The organism is Cupriavidus pauculus (genome assembly GCF_008801835.1).
Lineage (GTDB): Bacteria > Pseudomonadota > Gammaproteobacteria > Burkholderiales > Burkholderiaceae > Cupriavidus > Cupriavidus pauculus.
Map to the genome: position 1 here is coordinate 39,212 of NZ_VZOW01000024.1, position 18,188 is coordinate 57,399.

18 protein-coding genes are annotated in these 18,188 nt (G+C 65.2%); 13 read left to right on the forward strand and 5 right to left on the reverse strand.

What is annotated here, in order from left to right; genetic code table 11:
- The first annotated feature begins 1 nt into the window (after position 1).
- The 8 genes from F7R19_RS21100 to F7R19_RS21135 are packed head-to-tail and all read left to right on the forward strand — an operon-like array spanning position 2 to position 8,520.
- Entirely contained in the window at positions 2-2,365 is a 2,364-nt protein-coding gene (locus F7R19_RS21100; RefSeq protein WP_223506363.1) for an MMPL family transporter, read from the forward strand.
- Positions 2,362-3,591, forward strand: coding sequence for an NAD(P)/FAD-dependent oxidoreductase (locus F7R19_RS21105; protein WP_150981880.1), 1,230 nt, complete (start codon positions 2,362-2,364; stop codon positions 3,589-3,591). Before F7R19_RS21100 ends, F7R19_RS21105 begins: the two co-directional genes overlap by 4 nt.
- Positions 3,579-4,166, forward strand: coding sequence for a DUF3261 domain-containing protein (locus F7R19_RS21110; protein WP_150981881.1), 588 nt, complete (start codon positions 3,579-3,581; stop codon positions 4,164-4,166). Before F7R19_RS21105 ends, F7R19_RS21110 begins: the two co-directional genes overlap by 13 nt.
- Complete coding sequence (locus F7R19_RS21115; protein WP_150981882.1) at positions 4,163-5,353, forward strand: beta-ketoacyl-ACP synthase; 1,191 nt, start codon at positions 4,163-4,165, stop codon at positions 5,351-5,353. The genes F7R19_RS21110 and F7R19_RS21115 overlap by 4 nt, the downstream gene beginning before the upstream one ends.
- Before the next feature lie 2 nt (positions 5,354-5,355).
- On the forward strand, positions 5,356-5,844 hold the full coding sequence (locus F7R19_RS21120) for an ApeP family dehydratase (protein ID WP_150981883.1): 489 nt from the start codon (positions 5,356-5,358) through the stop codon (positions 5,842-5,844).
- Positions 5,841-6,572 (forward strand): 3-oxoacyl-ACP reductase FabG, encoded by a 732-nt coding sequence (fabG, locus tag F7R19_RS21125; RefSeq protein ID WP_150981884.1) that lies wholly within the window; start codon positions 5,841-5,843, stop codon positions 6,570-6,572. The genes F7R19_RS21120 and fabG overlap by 4 nt, the downstream gene beginning before the upstream one ends.
- Positions 6,569-7,804: a beta-ketoacyl-ACP synthase gene (locus F7R19_RS21130; protein WP_150981885.1), complete on the forward strand. Its 1,236-nt coding sequence runs from the start codon at positions 6,569-6,571 to the stop codon at positions 7,802-7,804. Before fabG ends, F7R19_RS21130 begins: the two co-directional genes overlap by 4 nt.
- Positions 7,805-7,824: 20 nt before the next feature.
- A complete protein-coding gene (locus tag F7R19_RS21135; RefSeq protein WP_227461243.1) occupies positions 7,825-8,520 on the forward strand; it encodes a 4'-phosphopantetheinyl transferase family protein in 696 nt (231 codons plus the stop codon).
- A gap of 34 nt (positions 8,521-8,554) precedes the next feature.
- On the opposite strand, the gene F7R19_RS21140 is transcribed toward F7R19_RS21135, so the two are convergent.
- Complete coding sequence (locus F7R19_RS21140; RefSeq protein ID WP_061955821.1) at positions 8,555-9,289, reverse strand: IclR family transcriptional regulator; 735 nt, start codon at positions 9,287-9,289, stop codon at positions 8,555-8,557.
- Between the two features lie 248 nt (positions 9,290-9,537).
- Between F7R19_RS21140 and F7R19_RS21145 the strand changes: the two genes are divergently transcribed.
- The 5 genes from F7R19_RS21145 (at position 9,538) to oxlT (ending at position 14,780) form a co-directional block, all read left to right on the forward strand.
- Positions 9,538-9,816 (forward strand): helix-turn-helix domain-containing protein, encoded by a 279-nt coding sequence (locus F7R19_RS21145; RefSeq protein WP_150981886.1) that lies wholly within the window; start codon positions 9,538-9,540, stop codon positions 9,814-9,816.
- A complete protein-coding gene (locus tag F7R19_RS21150; RefSeq protein WP_170292625.1) occupies positions 9,816-11,141 on the forward strand; it encodes a type II toxin-antitoxin system HipA family toxin in 1,326 nt (441 codons plus the stop codon). The genes F7R19_RS21145 and F7R19_RS21150 overlap by 1 nt, the downstream gene beginning before the upstream one ends.
- Positions 11,142-11,505: 364 nt before the next feature.
- A complete protein-coding gene (locus F7R19_RS21155; RefSeq protein ID WP_150981888.1) occupies positions 11,506-11,814 on the forward strand; it encodes a hydroxyquinol 1,2-dioxygenase in 309 nt (102 codons plus the stop codon).
- 76 nt (positions 11,815-11,890) lie between these two features.
- The gene (locus F7R19_RS21160; RefSeq protein WP_223506098.1) at positions 11,891-12,691 is read left to right on the forward strand and encodes an alpha/beta fold hydrolase; all 801 of its coding nucleotides are present in this window, start codon (positions 11,891-11,893) and stop codon (positions 12,689-12,691) included.
- A 766-nt stretch (positions 12,692-13,457) separates the two neighbouring features.
- The gene (oxlT, locus tag F7R19_RS21165; protein WP_150981889.1) at positions 13,458-14,780 is read left to right on the forward strand and encodes an oxalate/formate MFS antiporter; all 1,323 of its coding nucleotides are present in this window, start codon (positions 13,458-13,460) and stop codon (positions 14,778-14,780) included.
- A gap of 40 nt (positions 14,781-14,820) precedes the next feature.
- On the opposite strand, the gene shc is transcribed toward oxlT, so the two are convergent.
- From shc to F7R19_RS21185, 4 genes are all read right to left on the reverse strand, one after another.
- Positions 14,821-16,848, reverse strand: a complete 2,028-nt coding sequence (gene shc / locus F7R19_RS21170; protein WP_150981890.1) for a squalene--hopene cyclase — start codon at positions 16,846-16,848, stop codon at positions 14,821-14,823.
- A complete protein-coding gene (locus F7R19_RS21175; protein WP_150981891.1) occupies positions 16,845-17,426 on the reverse strand; it encodes a TetR/AcrR family transcriptional regulator in 582 nt (193 codons plus the stop codon). The genes shc and F7R19_RS21175 overlap by 4 nt, the downstream gene beginning before the upstream one ends.
- Before the next feature lie 66 nt (positions 17,427-17,492).
- On the reverse strand, positions 17,493-17,714 hold the full coding sequence (locus F7R19_RS21180; protein WP_223506365.1) for a DUF1653 domain-containing protein: 222 nt from the start codon (positions 17,712-17,714) through the stop codon (positions 17,493-17,495).
- 101 nt (positions 17,715-17,815) lie between these two features.
- Positions 17,816-18,157 carry a DHCW motif cupin fold protein gene (locus tag F7R19_RS21185; protein ID WP_150981893.1) on the reverse strand — a complete coding sequence of 114 codons (342 nt, stop codon included), beginning with the start codon at positions 18,155-18,157 and terminating at the stop codon, positions 17,816-17,818.
- Positions 18,158-18,188: the final 31 nt, after the last annotated feature.

The window sequence follows — 18,188 nt, forward strand, 5'->3', positions numbered from 1 at the left end:
CGTGGCGGGCGGTGTCTCGATGCAGGGCGGTCTGACGCGGCGTGATCGCGTGCTGGCGATTGCCTGGCTGCTGCTCGTCATTGCACTGGTTGTGCATCAGGTGCAGTTCTGGCGCGCGTCGCGGCTCGATACCGATGTGATGGCGCTGCTGCCCACCAGCGAGCGCACCGCCACCGCTGACCGCGTGTTGCGACAGCTAAGCGATGGCGTGTCGCGCCAGATCGTCGTGCTGGTCGGCGCCGATGACTGGGCGCACACGCGCGCCGCGGCTCAGCGCTTCCAGCAGGTCGCCGCGCAAGACAACCAGTTGCTCGTGCCGGAGGACAAGCTGGGCGCATTCGATTTCGATGCGGCACTCGCGTTCTATCGTCCGTGGCGCGATCGGCTGCTGACGGATAGTCAGCGGCAGCGGCTGGCCACCACCAACGCGGAGACGCTCGCGCAGCAGGCGCTGACCCGGCTGTATCAATTTTCGATGGGGCCACGCCTGACGGAGTGGGCCGCCGATCCACTTGGGCTCTGGCAGGACTGGTGGCTCGAACGCGCATCCGCCACGCGCGTGCGCGAACGCGACGGCATGGCCACCGTGACGGGCGATGGCAAGGACTGGGTGCTGCTGACGTGTCGCATTACCAAGCCGGCATTTTCCGCCAACGGCAGCACCGACTACGGCGACCTGCTGCATCGCGCCGAATCCGCCGCGCGCGCTGGCGACGGTGGCGTGCGCGTGATCGCCGCCGGCATTCCGCTGCACACCGAGGCGGCGGCGTCGCAGGCCAACTGGGAAATGAACGTCATCGGCGCGGGCTCGCTTGCGGCCGTGCTGCTGCTGGTCTGGCTGGCGTTCCGATCATTGCGCCCGATCGTGCTGGTGGGATTGTCGCTGCTTATCGGCACCGCCATGGCGATTTCCGCCACCGCCATCGTGTTCGACCGCGTGCATCTGATCACGCTGGTATTCGGCGCCAGTCTGGTCGGCGTGGCCGAGGATTTCGGCATTCACTACTTCGTCGCACGCCAGGCCATGCCGCGCGCCGCGCCAGCAGCTGTCATGCGCTTCCTGCTGCCGGGCATGGCGTTGGCGTTGCTGACCAGCGTCGTCGCGTACCTGGCGCTGGGCATTGCGCCATTCCCGGGCCTGCGCCAGATGGCGCTGTTTTCAGCAGTGGGTTTGACGACGGCATTTCTGACCGTGCTGTTCTGGTTTCCGCTGCTCGATCGCGGCACGCCGCGTCAGACGCGCCTGTCGAACTGGCTCTCGAACAGCCTGGCGCGCTGGCCGCGCGTGCGCAACGATATGCGCACGTGGCTTGCACTGGGCGCGCTCGGACTTTTTATCGTGAGCGGTGTATGGCAGGTGCCGGTGGTCGACGATATCCGGCAGTTGCAGAGTTCTCCGCCCGCGTTGATGGATGCACAGCGCACGGCGGGCCGTCTCCTGGGCAGCCCAAGCCCCGCGCAGTTCGTGCTGGTGCGCGGCGCGACGCCCGACGAAGTGCTGGCGCGCGAAGAAGCGGTGAAGGCAAGGCTGGCCGATGCGGTAGGCCAGCACGCGTTCGATGGCTTCGTCGCGATTTCCGATTGGGTGCCGTCCGCGGCGCGCCAGCACGCCGACGCTGCGTTGGCCGATCGGCAGGAAGCAGCGGTCAGGGCAGCGGTCGCCAAGGCCCTTGGCGGATCGATTGCGGCGCCGGCCTCGGCGTCCGGTTCCGGCGCGCTGACGCTGCAGGCATGGCTGGCCAATCCGGTGTCGGATACGCTGCGCCATCTCTGGCTCGACCGGGAAGGAAGTGGTTACGCCAGCGTGATGCTGCTGCGCGGGATTGACGATGCGGCGGCCATTCCCCGGATCGCCGCGGCCGTGCGTCAGGTGCCCGGCGCGGAATGGGTCGATCGCGTCGCGGACATCTCGGCGCTGCTGCACCACTACCGCGTCCTGATGAGCTGGATGCTGCTGGCGGGCGCGCTCGCGGTGGGACTGTTGCTGGCATGGCGCTACGGACGTGCCGGCTGGCGCGCCTTGGCGCCCACGTTGTTGGCCGCGGCCTTCAGCGTAGCCGTGCTGGGCTGGCTGCATTTGCCGCTGCAATTGTTCTCGGTGCTTGCGCTGGCCTTGCTGCTGGGCGTTGGCGTCGACTACGGCATTTTTCTGCTGGAACATCCCGGCGACGGCGTGTCGTGGACGGCCATCGTGCTCGGGGCTGCCAGCACGCTGCTGGCGTTCGGCCTGCTGGCGTTGTCGTCCACGCCGGCGCTACACGCATTTGGCATGACCATGCTGTCGGGGGTGGGCGCGGTCTGGATGCTGTCACCGTGGTTTCGCCCGGACCCGATGCAAACTTCTTCACAAGGTGTACATCGATGAACCTGGAACAGGCGGAAGTCCTGATCATTGGCGCCGGTCCCGCCGGTTCGGTGGCGGCCGGTCTGCTGCGCAAACGCGGCGTGAGCGTGCTGGTACTCGAAAAAGAGACATTTCCACGTTTCTCGATCGGTGAAAGCCTGCTGCCGCAAAGCATGGCCTATATCGAGGAAGCCGGCATGCTGCAGGCGGTGGTCGAGGCCGGCTTCCAGTACAAGAACGGCGCGGCATTCGCGCGCGGCGATCGCTACACCGATTTCGACTTCCGCGACAAGTTCTCGCCCGGCTGGGGCACCACGTATCAGGTTCAGCGCGCGCATTTCGATGACGTGCTGATCCGCGAGGCGCAGAAGCAGGGCGCGGAAGTGCGCTTCCGGCATGTTGTGGAAGCGGTAGACGTGAGCGGGCCACAACCGGTTGTCACCGTGCGTGGCGATGACGGCCAGTCCTACGCTGTGCAGGCGAAATTCCTGCTCGATGCGTCCGGCTTTGGCCGTATCCTGCCGCGCCTTCTCGATCTCGAGTCGCCGTCTAATTTTCCGGTGCGCGCGGCGATCTTCACGCACGTGGCGGACGGCATCCCGACCGGCGATTTCGACCGCAACAAGATCCGCGTGGGCGTGCATCCGGTGCACGCCGATGTCTGGTACTGGACAATTCCGTTTTCCAATGGTCGTTGTTCGCAAGGCGTGGTGGCCGAGAAATCGTTCATCGATCGCTACGACGGCGACGAGATGAGCAAGCTGCGCGCGCTGGTCAACGAAGACCCGGGGCTTGCCACGCTGCTCAAGGATGCGCAATGGGATACGCCGGCGCGTCAGATCGTCGGATATTCCGCCAACGTCCGCTCGCTGTGGGGCAATGGATATGCGCTGCTGGGCAACGCGGGCGAATTTCTCGATCCGGTCTTTTCGTCGGGCGTCACCATCGCTTTCAAGTCTGCCAGTCTTGCTACCGCGTGTCTGGTGCGGCAGCTCGCGGGCGACAGCGTCGACTGGGAAGCCGAGTACGCGCGCCCCTTGAAGGCGGGCGTCGACTGTTTCCGCGTATTTGTCGAAGCCTGGTACGAGGGACGTTTCCAGCGCGTGATTTTCCATCGCGACGCGCCTGCGGAGATTAGGCGCATGATTGCGGCGATCCTGGCCGGCTACGCGTGGGATCTCGATAATCCTTTCGTGGCCGATGCGCGTCGGCGCCTGAGTGTGCTGGAGCAGCTGTGCGACGAGTGATCGTTGCCGCGGCACTCGCGGCCGGCGTGTTAGTGGGCGCGGCCGGGCTGTCGGGCTGCGCGACGTCCCCGCTTACGCCGCCCACGCCGGCCGAAGTGCCGCTATTGCGGCTGTCGCCCGCGTCGCTGGGGCGCACCTTGAACGTGCAGCAGCAGATCACCGTGCAATATCCGTCGACGCAAGGCGAGCAGACGCGCGATATGCTCGCGCTGCTGGAAGCCGATGGCACACATACACGACTGGCCGCGATGGCCGGCGGACAAGTGCTGGCGCGCATCGATTGGGATGGACAGGATCTGCGCGTCACGCGCTCGCCGTGGGCGCCGCCCGAGCTGAAACCGGAGCGCATCCTGAGCGACATGCAGTTGTCGCTGTGGCCCGCGTCGGCGATTCGCGCAGCATTGCCGGCGGGCTGGCGGCTCGACGATGCGCCCGGTCTGCGCAGGCTTGTGTTGGGCAGCGAAGTGGTCGCGGAGATTCGATATCCCGATGCCCGCACCACGCTGTTCACGCAGCACCGCGACGGTTATCGCCTGGTCATTCGCACATTGCAGGACAACGGAGGTGCGCGATGAGTGTCTACCTGCATGACATGAACGTGGCGTGCGCGCTCGGCAGCGGCTGCGACGATGTACGCGCCGCGCTGTGGCGTACCGATGGACCATCCGGCGGCGAACTGACCGACCGCTATACCCCGGGCACGCCTTTGCATCTCGGCGCATTGCGCGCGCACGTGGACGTGGCCGATTTGCCGCCCGGCGTGCCTCCGGCACTCGCCAGCCGCAACAACGCCGTGCTGGAGCATGTACTTGCCGGCCTGCGTCCGGCGATCGACGCCGCAATGGCGCGCGTCGATCCCACCCGCGTGGCGATCGTGCTCGGCACCAGCACGTCCGGCATTCATGAGGGCGAACTTGCCGTGCGCGCACGCGCGCAAAGCGGGCATTGGCCTGCGGGATTCCACTATAGCCAGCAGGAACTCGATTCCCCGTCGCGCTATCTGGCTCACCGTTTGGGGGCGGCCGGACCGGCCTATTCGATATCCACGGCGTGTTCGTCCAGTGCCAAGGCGCTTACCGCCGCGGCGCGGCTGCTCGAACACGGCATGGCCGATCTCGCCATCGCCGGTGGCGTCGATACGCTGTGCGCATTCACGATCGCCGGATTCCGCGCGCTCGATTCGGTCAGTGCCGTCCGCTGCAATCCGTTGTCCGCAAACCGGCAAGGCATCAATCTTGGCGAAGGCGCGGCGTTGTTCCTGATGTCGCGCGAGCCCGGGCCAGTGCATCTGGCGGGCTGGGGCGAGACCTCCGATGCGCATCACATCTCGGCGCCGGATCCTAGTGGCGCAGGCGCGCGCACGGCCATGCAACAGGCGCTGAAACGCGCGGGCCTGAGTGCCGCGGACATCGACTATGTGAACCTGCATGGCACGGCCACCCCACAGAACGATGTGATGGAGGCGCGCGCGGTGCGGGACCTGCTGGGCGCGGACATACCGGTCAGTTCGACCAAGCCGCAGACCGGTCACGCGCTCGGCGCCGCGGGCGCCGTGGAAGCTGCGCTGCTGTACCTGACGCTGGTGGACAACCCGCGCGGCCGCTTGCCGGCCCACTGGTGGGATGGCGCGCTGGATCCGCAGATTGCGCCGCTGCACGTGGTTGGTGCGGACGAAACGCTGGGACGCCCGGTGCGTCACGCCATCAGTAATTCGTTCGCATTCGGCGGCAGCAATTGCGTGCTGCTCATGGGACAAGGCTAAAGATGTCTGCCACCGATCCGTTATCGAACCCACGGCAACCGTTGCCGCCGGTCGGCGAACTGATGCCCCATGCCGGGTCCATGCGGCTGATCGACGAACTGCTTTACGCCGATGACGTTTGCGGCGTGGCGCGCGCCACAGTGCGGGCCACGCAGCTGTTTGTGGACGATGCCGGCATGCCCGCGTGGATCGGCATCGAGTACATGGCGCAGACCGTCGCGGCGTGGGCCGGCATGCAGGCGCGCATGCACGGCATGGGCGGGGCGGCGGCAGGGTTCCTGCTCGGTTCGCGGCGCTTTGCCTGCGATGTGGCGGCGTTTCCGGTGGGCAGCGTGCTCACCATCCGCGTGCAACTGGAAATGTCGGACGGCGATGGCCTGTCGCTGTTCGCCTGCACACTTGACCAGGATGGCGCCGAAGTGGCGCGCGCCACGGTTTCCGTATATGCGCCCACTGATGCACGGGCATTTCTCGAAGGACCGCTGACATGACCAACCAGACCGTGCTGGTCACGGGATCATCCCGTGGCATTGGCCGTGCAATCGCCTTGCGTCTGGCGCGCGATGGCTACGACGTGGTGATTCATTGCCGGGCGCGACGCGACGAAGCCGAATCGGTGGCGGACGCGGTGCGCGCGTTTGGGCGCAATGCACGCGTGCTGTCGTTCGATGTCGGCGCGCGCCGGGCTGCAGCCGAAACGCTGCTGGCCGATATCGAGCAGCACGGCTGCTACTACGGCGTGGTGTGCAATGCCGGAATCGTGCGCGACGCGGCGTTTCCGGCGATGTCCGGCGAAGAATGGGACGAGGTGGTCCACACCAATCTGGACGCCTTCTACAACGTGCTCAATCCAGTGGTCATGCCGATGGTGCAGCGTCGTCGCCCGGGGCGTATCGTCACGCTGTCGTCGGTCTCCGGGCTGGTGGGCAACCGCGGCCAGACCAACTACAGCGCCGCCAAGGCCGGCATCATCGGCGCGACCAAGGCGTTGGCCATCGAACTTGCCAAGCGGCAGATCACGGTCAATTGCGTGGCGCCGGGCCTGATCGACACCGAAATGGTCGACGCGAACGTGCGTGACGAGGCGCTCAGGATCATTCCGGCCCGTCGCCTGGGCACGCCGGACGAAGTGGCGGCCACCGTGGCGTTTCTGCTGTCGCCGGATGCCGGTTACATTACGCGGCAGGTCATTTCGGTGAATGGGGGCATGTTCGGATGAAGCGGGTGGTGGTGACGGGCGCGGGCGCCGTGAGCGCCCTGGGCAACGACTGGGCCGCGGTGCGCGCGCGCCTGGCGGCCGGCCGCAACGCCGTGGTACGCATGGACGATTGGGCCGCGATCGATGGCCTCAACACGCAGCTTGCCGCACCGGTGCCGTCGTTCGAAGTGCCGCCGCACTACACGCGCAAGCTCATGCGCACCATGGGTCGCGTGGCGCAGATGGCGGTCGTGGCGAGCGAGTCCGCGCTGGCGGATGCGGGCCTTGCGGGCCATCCGATCGTCACCGATGGGCGCATGGGCATTGCCTACGGGTCGTCCACCGGCACGCCGTCCGCCGCGCAGGATTTCGCGCGGATGATGAGCGATCGCACGACCGACGGCATCAACGCCACCACCTACATCCGCATGATGGCGCATACCACGGCGGTCAATATCGGCCTGTTTCTCGGCGTGACGGGCCGGATCCTGACCACGTCCAGCGCGTGCACATCGGGCAGCCACGGCATTGGCTATGCCTACGAGACCATCGCCATGGGCCGTCAGGTGGCCATGCTGGCGGGAGGCGCCGAAGAACTCGACGCCACGGAGGCGGCCGTGTTCGACACGCTGTTTGCCGCAAGCACCCGCAACGACGCACCGCAGGCCACGCCGCGGCCGTTCGACGCCGCGCGCGACGGGCTGGTGCTGGGCGAGGGCGCGGGCACGCTGGTGCTGGAAGCGCTCGACCATGCCCAGGCGCGCGGCGCGCGAATCCTCGCCGAGGTCGTTGGCTACGGCACCAACAGCGATGGCAATCACGTGACGCAGGCCCAGCCGGAAACGATGGCGCAGGCCATGCGCATGGCGCTGGAAGACGCCGGATTGCAGGCGCAGCAGATCGGCTATATCAACGCCCACGGCACGGCGACCGAGCAGGGCGATCTGGCCGAAGCGCAAGCCACGCACATGGTCTTCGGCGACGGCACGCCGATCAGTTCGCTCAAGAGCTATCTTGGTCATACGCTTGGCGCCTGTGGTGCGCTGGAGGCGTGGATGACGATCGAAATGATGCGCGACGGCTGGTTTGCGCCGACCATCAATCTCGATACGCCGGATCCTCGATGCGCACCGCTGGACCATATCGTCGGCGCCGCACGTGGTCTCGACGTCGAATACGCCATGAGCAACAATTTCGCGTTCGGCGGCATCAATACGTCGCTGATCTTCCGTCGCTGGACCGATCCATCCTGAACCCGTCTGCACAACCCGTCATGCCGCTTGCCTTGCGTACCGGATCGGTCATGGCCTTCGCCGCCATGGCGCCTCCCGTCAGCCGCTGGATGTCCGCGGAGGAATTGGGACGCCTGTCCGCCATGCGCTCGCACCAGCGTGCCGAGCAGTTTGCGGCGGGCCGCTGGCTGGCGCGGCGCCTGCTGGCCATGACGTTTGGCGGCGAAGCATCCGAATGGGCGCTGTCGGCGGCCGAGGATGCTCCGCCGCTGGCCATGCATACCGGCGGTGCGGTTGGCATGCCGGTGTTCGTGTCGATTGCCCATGCGGCCGATCACCTGGCTTGCGCGGTTTCCGATGCACCGGTCGGGATCGATATCGAGCCGCTGCAGCCGCGCCGGCATCTGGATACGCTGATCGAGGCCACCACCACTGACGCCGAACGCGCCGCGCTGCCGGACCTGATGGCCGATAGCGATGCCCAGGCGCGCATGGTGGCGTTTTTCGAGCTATGGACGCTGAAAGAGGCGTGGATCAAGTGCCACGGCGGCAATCTGTTCCAGACCATGATGGCCCATGTGGTGGAGGCGCTGCCGTCGCCGCTCGATACTGCAAACGGCGTGACATGGCGCCGCAAGGACGTGGTGATGGCGCTGACGGCGTCCGTGCCGGTCGATGCGCTGGCCCTGCCGGATCCCAAGGGGTGGCGCCTGCATGCGCGCGAGGCGGCCGACTGAGCGTGCCGCCTGCGCGCGCCGTCGATTCGTCAATTCAGGTCTTTTCCAGCGATGCGCAGGCGGCGCGCAGCATCGCCGCATACCGCTCCAGGTGGGGCTCGATGCGGTACACGGGGCCCGCAATGGAAATCGCATAACACTCGCCCGATAGCCGCACCGGCCATGCCAGCGCCCCCACGTCGGGCATCGATTCGCCCAGGTTCACAAACGCCCCGCGCCCGCGCGACTGGCGCAGGTCATCTTCCAGGCTGCCCGCACTGGTCAGCGTGCGCGGCGTGAACGCCTGAAAGGCAAGCTGCGGCAGCACCGCCGCGCGCTCGGCGTCGTCCATGGCCGCCAGCAACGCCTTGCCGATGGAGTTGGCATGCAGCTCGCGCCGCTCTCCTGCCGTAGCGATATAGCGGATGGCATGCGGCGACTCCAGGACATCCAGATAGACCACGGCGCTGCCTTCGTGCAGTTTGCCGATCACCACGGTTTCGCCGGTCGCGTCGCGCAACTCCAGCATGGTGTCGTGCACGCGATCGAGCACCGGATCGTGGCGGGCAATCTGCTGCGCCATCGCCAGCAGGCGTCCGGTCGGGTAATAACCCTGTCGGCGCGCGGTTTCATAGAGATAGCCGAGCGAGGTCAGCGTGCGGATCAACGCCAGGCAACTGGAGGCCGGCACGGCCAGCAGCCGCGCCAGTTCGGAAAGCGACAACGCGCGCCGTTCGCGCGCGAAGGTCTCGATGATTTCTATCACGCGCAATGCCGTCTTCACGTTCATCGGCGAAGGCTTGGCTGCAGACAATTCTTGGCGCTCTGGCATGGCTGGTCTGGCGCGGATCGGCCGCGATTTCGGGACGCAGGACGTCGGGAAGGATCTGGGGCGGGACTGTACCACGGCGCAAAAACGGCGCGCTGCTACACAACCTATACGTTGTAAATAGATTTTACATCGTATAGGTTGTAGATTGAAAATACATCCGATAAGTAGTAAAACGTGGTTACAACCGATCCGTTGTGAAACGAGCCATGGCCGCCACCTATCCGATCCGCATCCTTAGCCAGTTACGCCCAGTCCTGCAGGGCTTACGCAAGTCTCGCGGCCTGACGCAGGCCGCGCTTGCAGCCAGACTGGGGGTGAGCCAGCAAAGCTATGCCCGCCTGGAAGCGAACCCGGGCCGCGCCAGCATGGCCCGCGTGCTCGCGGCCCTGCAGGCACTGGAAGTGGATCTGGCGCTGACGCCGCGCGGCGATACTTCCGCCACGGCACCCCGCCCGAAAAAAGCCAAACAGAAAGAGGACTGGTAATGGGACGACGCGCGCAACGGCGCAGACTCGGCGTATGGATGAACGGTTGGCGCGCGGGCGTCTGGGAGCAGGGCGCCGATGGCGAGGCGTTTGCCTACGACGAAGACTGGATGGCCAGCCCGCAGGGCCGACCGCTCTCGCTTTCGCTGCCATTCCGTGCCGACAATGCGCCGTACCGCGGCAGCATCGTGACTGATTATTTCGACAACCTGCTGCCCGACAGCGATGCCATCCGGCGGCGTCTGGCATTGCGCCATCGCACGCAAGGCACCGGCCCGTTCGATCTGCTGGCCGCGCTGGGCCGCGATTGCGTAGGGGCGCTGCAATTGCTGCCGGACGACACCGTGCCGGAGGGCCTGCACCGGATCGAGGGAACCGTGGTCGGCGAAGCCGCCATCGCGCGCCTGTTGCGCGACACCACGCGCAACACGGCGGTGCTGGGACAGCCCGACGACAGCGGCGATCTGCGCCTGTCGATTGCCGGTGCGCAGGAAAAGACCGCGCTGCTGTATCGAAACGGCAAGTGGCTGCTGCCGCATGGCAGCACGCCCACCACGCATATCCTGAAGCTGCCGTTGGGATTGGTCGGCAACATGCGCGCCGACATGCGCACTTCGGTAGAGAACGAATGGCTCTGCGCGCAACTGGTCGGGCATTTCGGATTGCCGATCGCGCGGTGCGACATCGCCAGATTCGAGGACCAGAAAGTGCTGGTGGTGGAACGCTTCGACCGCCGGCTGGCGCCGGACGGCAAATGGATCGTGCGGTTGCCGCAGGAGGATTTCTGCCAGGCGCTGGGCATTTCGCCGCTATCGAAATACCAGGCCGATGGCGGCCCCGGCATCGGCGACATCATGGCGGTGCTGGCCGGCTCCGAGGCGCCGGCCCACGACCGGCGCAATTTCTTTGCCACGCAGGTGTTGTTCTGGATGCTGGCGGCCACGGACGGCCACGCCAAGAACTTCAGCCTGTCGATCGGTCCCGGTGGCCGTTATTGGTCCACGCCGCTGTACGACGTGCTGTCCGCCTTTCCGATCATGGGGCGAGGCGCCAGCCAGCTTGCGCCGCAGAAGGCGCGCATGGCAATGGCGGTGAGAGGCAGCCAGAACCACTATCGCATCGCTGAAATCATGCGGCGGCACTGGCTGGATCAGGGACGCCAGGCAGGCTTGCCGGCCGAGGAGGTGGAAACCGTGCTGGCCGCGCTGAAAGGCGCCGTGGAACACGCCATCGCGATGGCCACCGCACAGTTGCCCGCCGACTTTCCGGCCGATGTGGCCGACCGTGTCTTCAAGGGACTTCGGGCGCAGGCGCGCAAGCTCTGACGCGCCGACCCCGCTCGCCGGGGCACCGTTTCTCGCTCTTCCTGGTAGCGAACTGCCGGCGCATTGGACGCCGCCCCGAGCCGGCCCTTACGTCGGCTGCACCATCAATCCTTGCCCCCGTTGTCTTGCCGGCTCCCCCTGAAGCCGCCATGCCGCGTGTCGTCCAGACCGTGGCTTTGTACCGCTTTGTATCCCGGCGTGGCGCCGATACGTCTCCTGACGAAAATGCGCGCCTCGCCATACGGGCCAGATACTTCGGACGCCTTAAATACGTTCCATGGCAGGACGCAACGCGAAAACGCAAGCAGATCCGGCCACGCAGTCTTCAAACTCCATTCACTTTCGTTATCAAAGGAAACCGATCATGTCCGCTCAACTCGCCCGTCGTCTCGTTCTTGCCGTTGCCCTGGTTGGCGCCGCCGCCGGCGCCCAGGCTTCCGTTGGATCGCGCGATCCGTACACGGATGGCGCCCGCTCCGTCACCAGCGCCCGCGACCCGTACAGCGAAGGCGCCCGTAGCGTGCAAGAACCGCGCAGCCCGTATAGCGACGGCGCTCGCAATGTCGATCCCTACCTGGACGGCGCGCACAAGGTGGCAGGGCTGGACCGCACCGGCGTATCCGCGCCGCCTGCGCGCCAGATCGACCCGTATCTGGACGGCGCCTACGTCTGACAGACATCTCATGGCCGGCGCGCTTGCGCGGGCTCATTTCCCAACCGTTGCGTATTTAAAGACCCAAGGACTCTCAATGTTGAACCGCACGCTCGTATCCGTTGCGCTGGTCGCGATGGGCATCACCGCAAACACGTCGGCATTCGCCGCACAATCGGCCACCCAAGGGACCGCCGCCGACTCCCAGGCGCCTTCCGTCGTCATCGTGCATGGCGCTTTCGCGGACGGATCGGATTGGGCGAAGGTGATTCCGATCCTGCAGGCCAAGGGCATCAAGGTGCAAGCCGTGCAGAACGGCCTGAATTCACTTGCCGACGATGTGGCCGCCACGCGGCGCGCCATCCGCAACCAGCCGGGCAAGGTCGTGCTGGTAGGGCATTCGTGGGGCGGTACGGTGATTACCGAGGCTGGCGCCAACGACAAGGTCTCCGCGCTGGTCTATGTGGCCGCGTTTGCGCCGGACGCCGGTCAGTCCACCGAGGAAGTAGGCAAGGCGGCGCCGCCGGCGCCGGGCATCAAGCGGCTGGTGGCCGATGCCGACGGCTACCTGTCTTTGCCGCCGGACGCGGTGGCCAGCGATTTTGCCCAGGACGTGCCGGCCGCGCAGGCTCGCGTAATGGCTGCCACGCAAGGGCCCATCCAGAGCAAGGCGTTTGCGGAAAAGACCACGGTCGCGGCATGGACCACGCGCCCGTCGTGGTTCATCGTCAGCGAGAAGGACCGCATGATCCCACCCGAGCTGGAACGTGCCATGGCGAGCAAGATCGGCGCAAAGGTGACCAGCCTGCCGACCAGCCATGTGCCGCAGCAATCGCGGCCGGCCGATGTGGCGAAGGTCATTCTCGACGCCGTCCACACGGTGCAGGCACAACGGTAAGCGCAGCCACGGGTGGGGCAGGTCGGTAGAGGCGGCGTCGGAAGTCGCATGGCGCGGGCGGCAGTACCGTGCTCGGCGTCCCCGCCGAGACCGAGGTACAACTGCCCACCCCGCCGCCCAGCCGTTTCCGCCGATTATCGACGGCGTTTTTCCATTCTGACAAAAATGTAATGATTAAATCAGCGGAAAACCATCGGCAAAGCGCAAACGAAGTAGAAACATCGGCTATAAATACGTTTCGTGTCGCGAGCTGGTGTCGCGCGCCACGTCTCCGCCCGCCTGTGCTAGCCTGCGGGCATTTTTTTGCCCATAGATAATCGATGCATTCGTATCTGTCGTGAATGGCAATAATCCATCCGAATTCGGAATAAATGATTGCCGATATGGTGAAAACCCTCTGTCCTTTTTATCTTGACTAAGGTGGTATATCACATACCTTATATCCATTCGCGCGAATGGTTGGGTAGCGGTGAACATTACATTTTTGTCATCCAAGCGGCGGACTTCTGATAACGGCAAGGTTTGGACGGAAGCTGCATGGCAGGAGTGAGGATGCTCGCCAAGTCAGGAATATGGCGGCTTTACGGGATATTTGGCGGCTATTCGTTAATCGCCGAAAAAACCGTCATTTTTGCTGCCGACAAAACAACGATGGCACAAGGAGGGACGAAATGTCTGCAATCATATTCAGACGACGATTGGCGTCGTGCGACCCCATGCGCGTATTTTCAGATAATGCATATCCAGTCATTCCGGAGGGCGCGAAATGAACCACGCATCTACGGGATCGCTGCGTCCCAATTCGCAGATTTCCGACCGCACGCGCTGGATCCAGCTGGCAGTGGGCGTTATCTGCATGATCGCCACCGCAAATATCCAATATGCCTGGACGTTGTTTGTTCCGGAAATCCAGGACACTTTTGGCTGGTCGCGGGCGAATATCCAGATCGCCTTTACCATCTTTGTCCTGGTGCAGACCTGGCTAGCGCCGATCGAAGGATATTTCATCGATAAATTCGGACCGCGCCTGATGGTGGCATTCGGTGCACTTTTCATCGGCGCGGCGTGGGCGATCAATTCGCAGGCAACGTCGCTGATGGGTTTCTACGTCGGCGCGGCAGTGGGCGGGCTGGGCGTGGGATCGATCTACGCCACCTGTATCAACAACGCCATCAAGTGGTTTCCAGACCGGCGCGGCCTGGCAGTGGGGCTGACGGCGGGCGGGTACGGCGCGGGCTCCGCCGCCACCATCCTGCCGATTGCGGCCATGATCGAATCGGCGGGATTCCAGAGCACCTTCCTGTTCTTCGGCATCCTGCAGGGCACGCTGGCATTCGTTGCGGCTTGGTTCCTGCGCGCGCCGCAAGCTTCGGAGGTCAAAGTCTCGCAGAAGATCGCCCAGTCCACGCGCGACTACACATTGCGCGAAGCGCTCAGCACCCGGCTGTTCTGGCTGATGCTGGTGATGTTTGTGCTGGTGGTGACCGGCGGCATGATGGCCGTGGCGCAGCTTGGCGTGATCGCCAAGGATCTGGGCGTCAAGGAATTCCAGGTCGACCTGCACTTCTTCGTCATGGCTGCATTGCCGCTGGCGCTGATGCTGGACCGCATCATGAACGGTATCTCGCGGCCGCTATTCGGCTGGATTTCCGACAATATCGGCCGCGAGAAAACCATGGTGATCGCCTTCACGCTGGAAGGGTTCGGCATCATCGCGCTCGGTTACTTCGGCAGCAATCCGTATGCGTTCCTGATTCTCTCCGGCGTGGTGTTTCTGGCCTGGGGCGAAGTGTATTCGCTGTTCTCAGCGTTGGCCGGCGATGCCTTCGGCACCAAGCACATCGGCAAGATCTACGGCGTGCTCTATACGGCCAAGGGGATTGGCGCGCTGTTTGTGCCGATTGGCAATCTGATGATGGAAGCCACCGGCACGTGGTCCACCGTGCTTTATACAGTGGCCACGATGGACCTGATGGCGGCGCTGCTGGCGTTCACGGTGCTCAGGCCAGTGTTCGCCAGCCACGTGGCCACATCCAGGCGAATGTTCTCGCAGGAGCAGGGCGGGGCGGGAACACAGGTGCCGGCGTAAGCCGCGTGTAGGCGGGGCGCCGCACCCCGCCCGGTGACGATCAGGCCGGCGTGCGCTCCGCGACAGCGGCGTCGGCCACGCGCACTGGCGCCTGCGGCATGCCTTGCGCCTGCGGCGCCCGGGTTTGCTGCGCGGGCTGCGTCCCGTGCATCAGCCGGCGATAGCGCCCCAACGCCCACAGCGGGAAATACGCGGTGTAGCCGTGATACTTCAAATGGAAGATGCGCGGAAAGCCCGGGGCGTTGTGGAACGGATGCATCCAGAAGCCATCTTCGCGCTGCGCGTCGATCAGGTACGCGACGCCACGCCGCACCGATTCCGATTCATGTTCGCCCAGCGCCAACTGGCCCAGTAACGCCCAGGCGGTTTGCTCCGCAAGGCTGCGGCCGTCGTTGGTGCCGGCCAGTTCGGGATGCAGGTAGCTGTCGTTCGTTTCGCCCCAGCCGCCGTCGGCGTTCTGTTTGCCGCGCAGCCACGCGATTGCGTTGCGCACCATCGGCAGGTTCTTGTCGACGCCGGCCAGCGCCAGGCCAGCCAGCACGCTCCATGTGCCGTAGATGTAGTTGGTGCCCCAGCGGCCCCACCAGCTGCCATCGCGCTGCTGCGTGTCGCGCAGATAGGCAATGCATCGCTCGCGCACGGTGGCGTCCTGCGGGCGATTGGTGACGCCCAACGCCAGCAGCACGCGGCCGGACACGTCTTCGGTCGGCGGATCGAGCAGCGCGCCATGATCCGCGAACGGAATCGCGTTGAGGTAATTGCGGTCGCAGTTGGCATCGAATGCGCCAAAGCCGCCGTTACGCGATTGCAGGCCGATCGACCAGTCGAGCGCACGGTCGACATGCGGCTTGAAGCGCTGGCTTTGTCCGGTGCGCTTGCCGTGCGCGTGCAGCATCGCCAGCACCACGGCGGTGTCGTCGACATCGGGGTAATACGGGTTGGCGTACTGGAAAGCCCATCCGCCCGGCCTGGTGGCCGGCGCGGCGTTGTGCTCCCAGTCCCCGGCCAGGTCCAGCACCTGGCGTTCGGTCAGCCAGTCATAGCCGCGCGCGATGGCCTCGGCGGTGCGCGCGTCGGCCGGCGCCTGTTCCAGCGCCATGAGGCTCCAGGCGGTATCCCATACGGGCGACAGACACGGTTGGCAATACGACACGCCGTCGTCGCGATGCACGATCAGCTTCTTCAGCGCATCCATGCAATCGCGGCGCAAGGGATGGTCCTTGGCGTAGCCAAGCAGCACCATCATTTCGTAGGCGTAGACCATCGGCGGGAAGATGCCGCCGAAGCCGTCCTCGCCATTCATCCGTTCCTCGCTCCACTTCACGGCGCGTTCGATCGCCTTGCGGCGCAGCAGGCGCGGAATCAGCGGCTCGGCATGACGGACCAGCCGGTCGAGCTTCAGGAACAGGCCCGGCAGGCCGCGCTTGCGCGGGAAGTAGCCGGTTTCCAGTTCCGGCGGCGTGACAAACAGCTCCTGCACGTGAACGCCCAGCGGATTCCTGGCCTGCGCGCGGATCGAGCACAGCACCAGCAGCGGCACCATGGTCGTGCGCGCCCAGTAGGCCACCTTGTCCATGTGGATCGGCGCCCAGCGTGGAAACAGCACGAATTCCACCGGCATGAAAGGCGTGGCGCGCCACGGCACTTCGCCGAAGGTTGCCAGCAGGATGCGTGTGAAGACGTTCGACTTGGCCGCGCCGCCGTGCTGCAGGATGACATCGCGCGCGCGCTGCATATGCGGCGCATCGGGAGAATCGCCAGCGGCCTTCAGGGCAAAGTACGCCTTGACGCTGCACGACACATCCACCGCGCCGCCGTGATACAGGTCCCATGCGCCGTGGCCGTCGAGCCGCTGCAGATTGCGCAGATACCTGGCCATGCGCGCTTGCAATGCGGTGTCGATCTCGTCGACGAAATGCATCATCAGGATGTATTCGGCCGTGATGGTGGCGTCCGATTCAAGCTCGAAGCACCAGTGGCCGTCTGCATGTTGCAGATTCAGCAGCGCGTCGCGCGCACGGGTCAGGCTGGCATCCAGATCGGATGCCGAAAAATCTTGTGAGGTCATGCGTGTTCGGGGCGGCGATAGGTCATGTGGTCGAGCTGCTGCAGCAACGCCGCCCGTTGTGCGGAATCGATCGTACGGTGGCCCAGCAGATCGGCCAGCCAGAGGCCGTCGGCGGCCAGCCGGCAAAGTAGCAAGCGCGTGGCATCGCCGGAATGCGCCACGTCCTGCTGCAGCGATTCGGTTTCCCATTCCTGGTAGGGCGTGCGGAAATCGGGGCGGGCCATCACCAGCATCATTGCGGCGCGCCACAGCTCACGTTCGCCGCGCTCGACCAGCCCATCGGCCGAGGCGTGCAGATAGGCGCGGGTATTGCGTCCGTGCGGCTCGCCATCGGCTTGCGCCGCGGCGCTTACCTGGCCCTTGAAGCGATCGAGCACCAGGTTGGAGATGGCTTCCAGCAATTCCTGCTTGCTCGAAAAATGATGCTGCAGCCCGCCTTTGGACACCCCCGCGCGCGCGGCCACCGCGTTCAGCGTCACCGCACCGATGCCTTCTTCGACAAGCAGTTCGATGGTGGCCGATAACAGGCGGTCGCGAATGAGTTGCGGTTGTTTGGGGCGGCGGTGGGCTTCACTCATGGCGCCGGAAGATACCATCCGGCCGGATTGTTTGCAAATGCCCCCGGGGTTGCCGCCGGTCCCGCCTTAGCGATCGAGCGGGGCAAAGCGCACGCGTTCGTCTTCAAGACGGCCGTGGAACATTTCCGCGGGACGCGCCCAGCCGCCCACCTGGTGCGGCCAGATATGCACGTAGACGGTCAGGACCTCTTCGCTTTCGGAATGCCGCGATTCGAATACGCGCCGGTACAGGCCGCCCTTGTAATGGCGATGCGTGGCCAGTTGCAGGGCTTCGGCCTCGGTGTTCACCGTGTACTGGGGCAGCTTCGCCTCGGTAAAGGTGCTGACCAGTTCAAACGCCTGGCGAATCGCCTCGATATCGGTTGGCTGCATGTGTGCGCTCCCTTGAATCAGTCGACGATAAACAATCGGGCGCCGTTTGCCGTGCGCGACTGGTGCGCCTCGGCGTCGTCGCCCACCTGGTAGCTCATGCCCGGTTCGAGCACGAAAGTGCGGCCGTCCTCGAGCGTCGTCTCGAGCGTGCCTTCCAGGCAGAACAGCACGTGTCCCTTCTTGCACCAGTGATCGGCCAGGTATCCGGCGGAATACTCGACCATGCGCACGCGGATGCGCCGGTCCTCGTCACCGAAGTATCGGGTGCGCCAAAAGGCCACGCCGGTTTCGCCCTTGTGCTCGGCGCGTTCCACCTGAGCCCAGTCGGTGGTGCCGAAGGCGAATGCGTCCATCTTCATGTTATGGCTCCGTGTCTTTCGGTGTTCGATG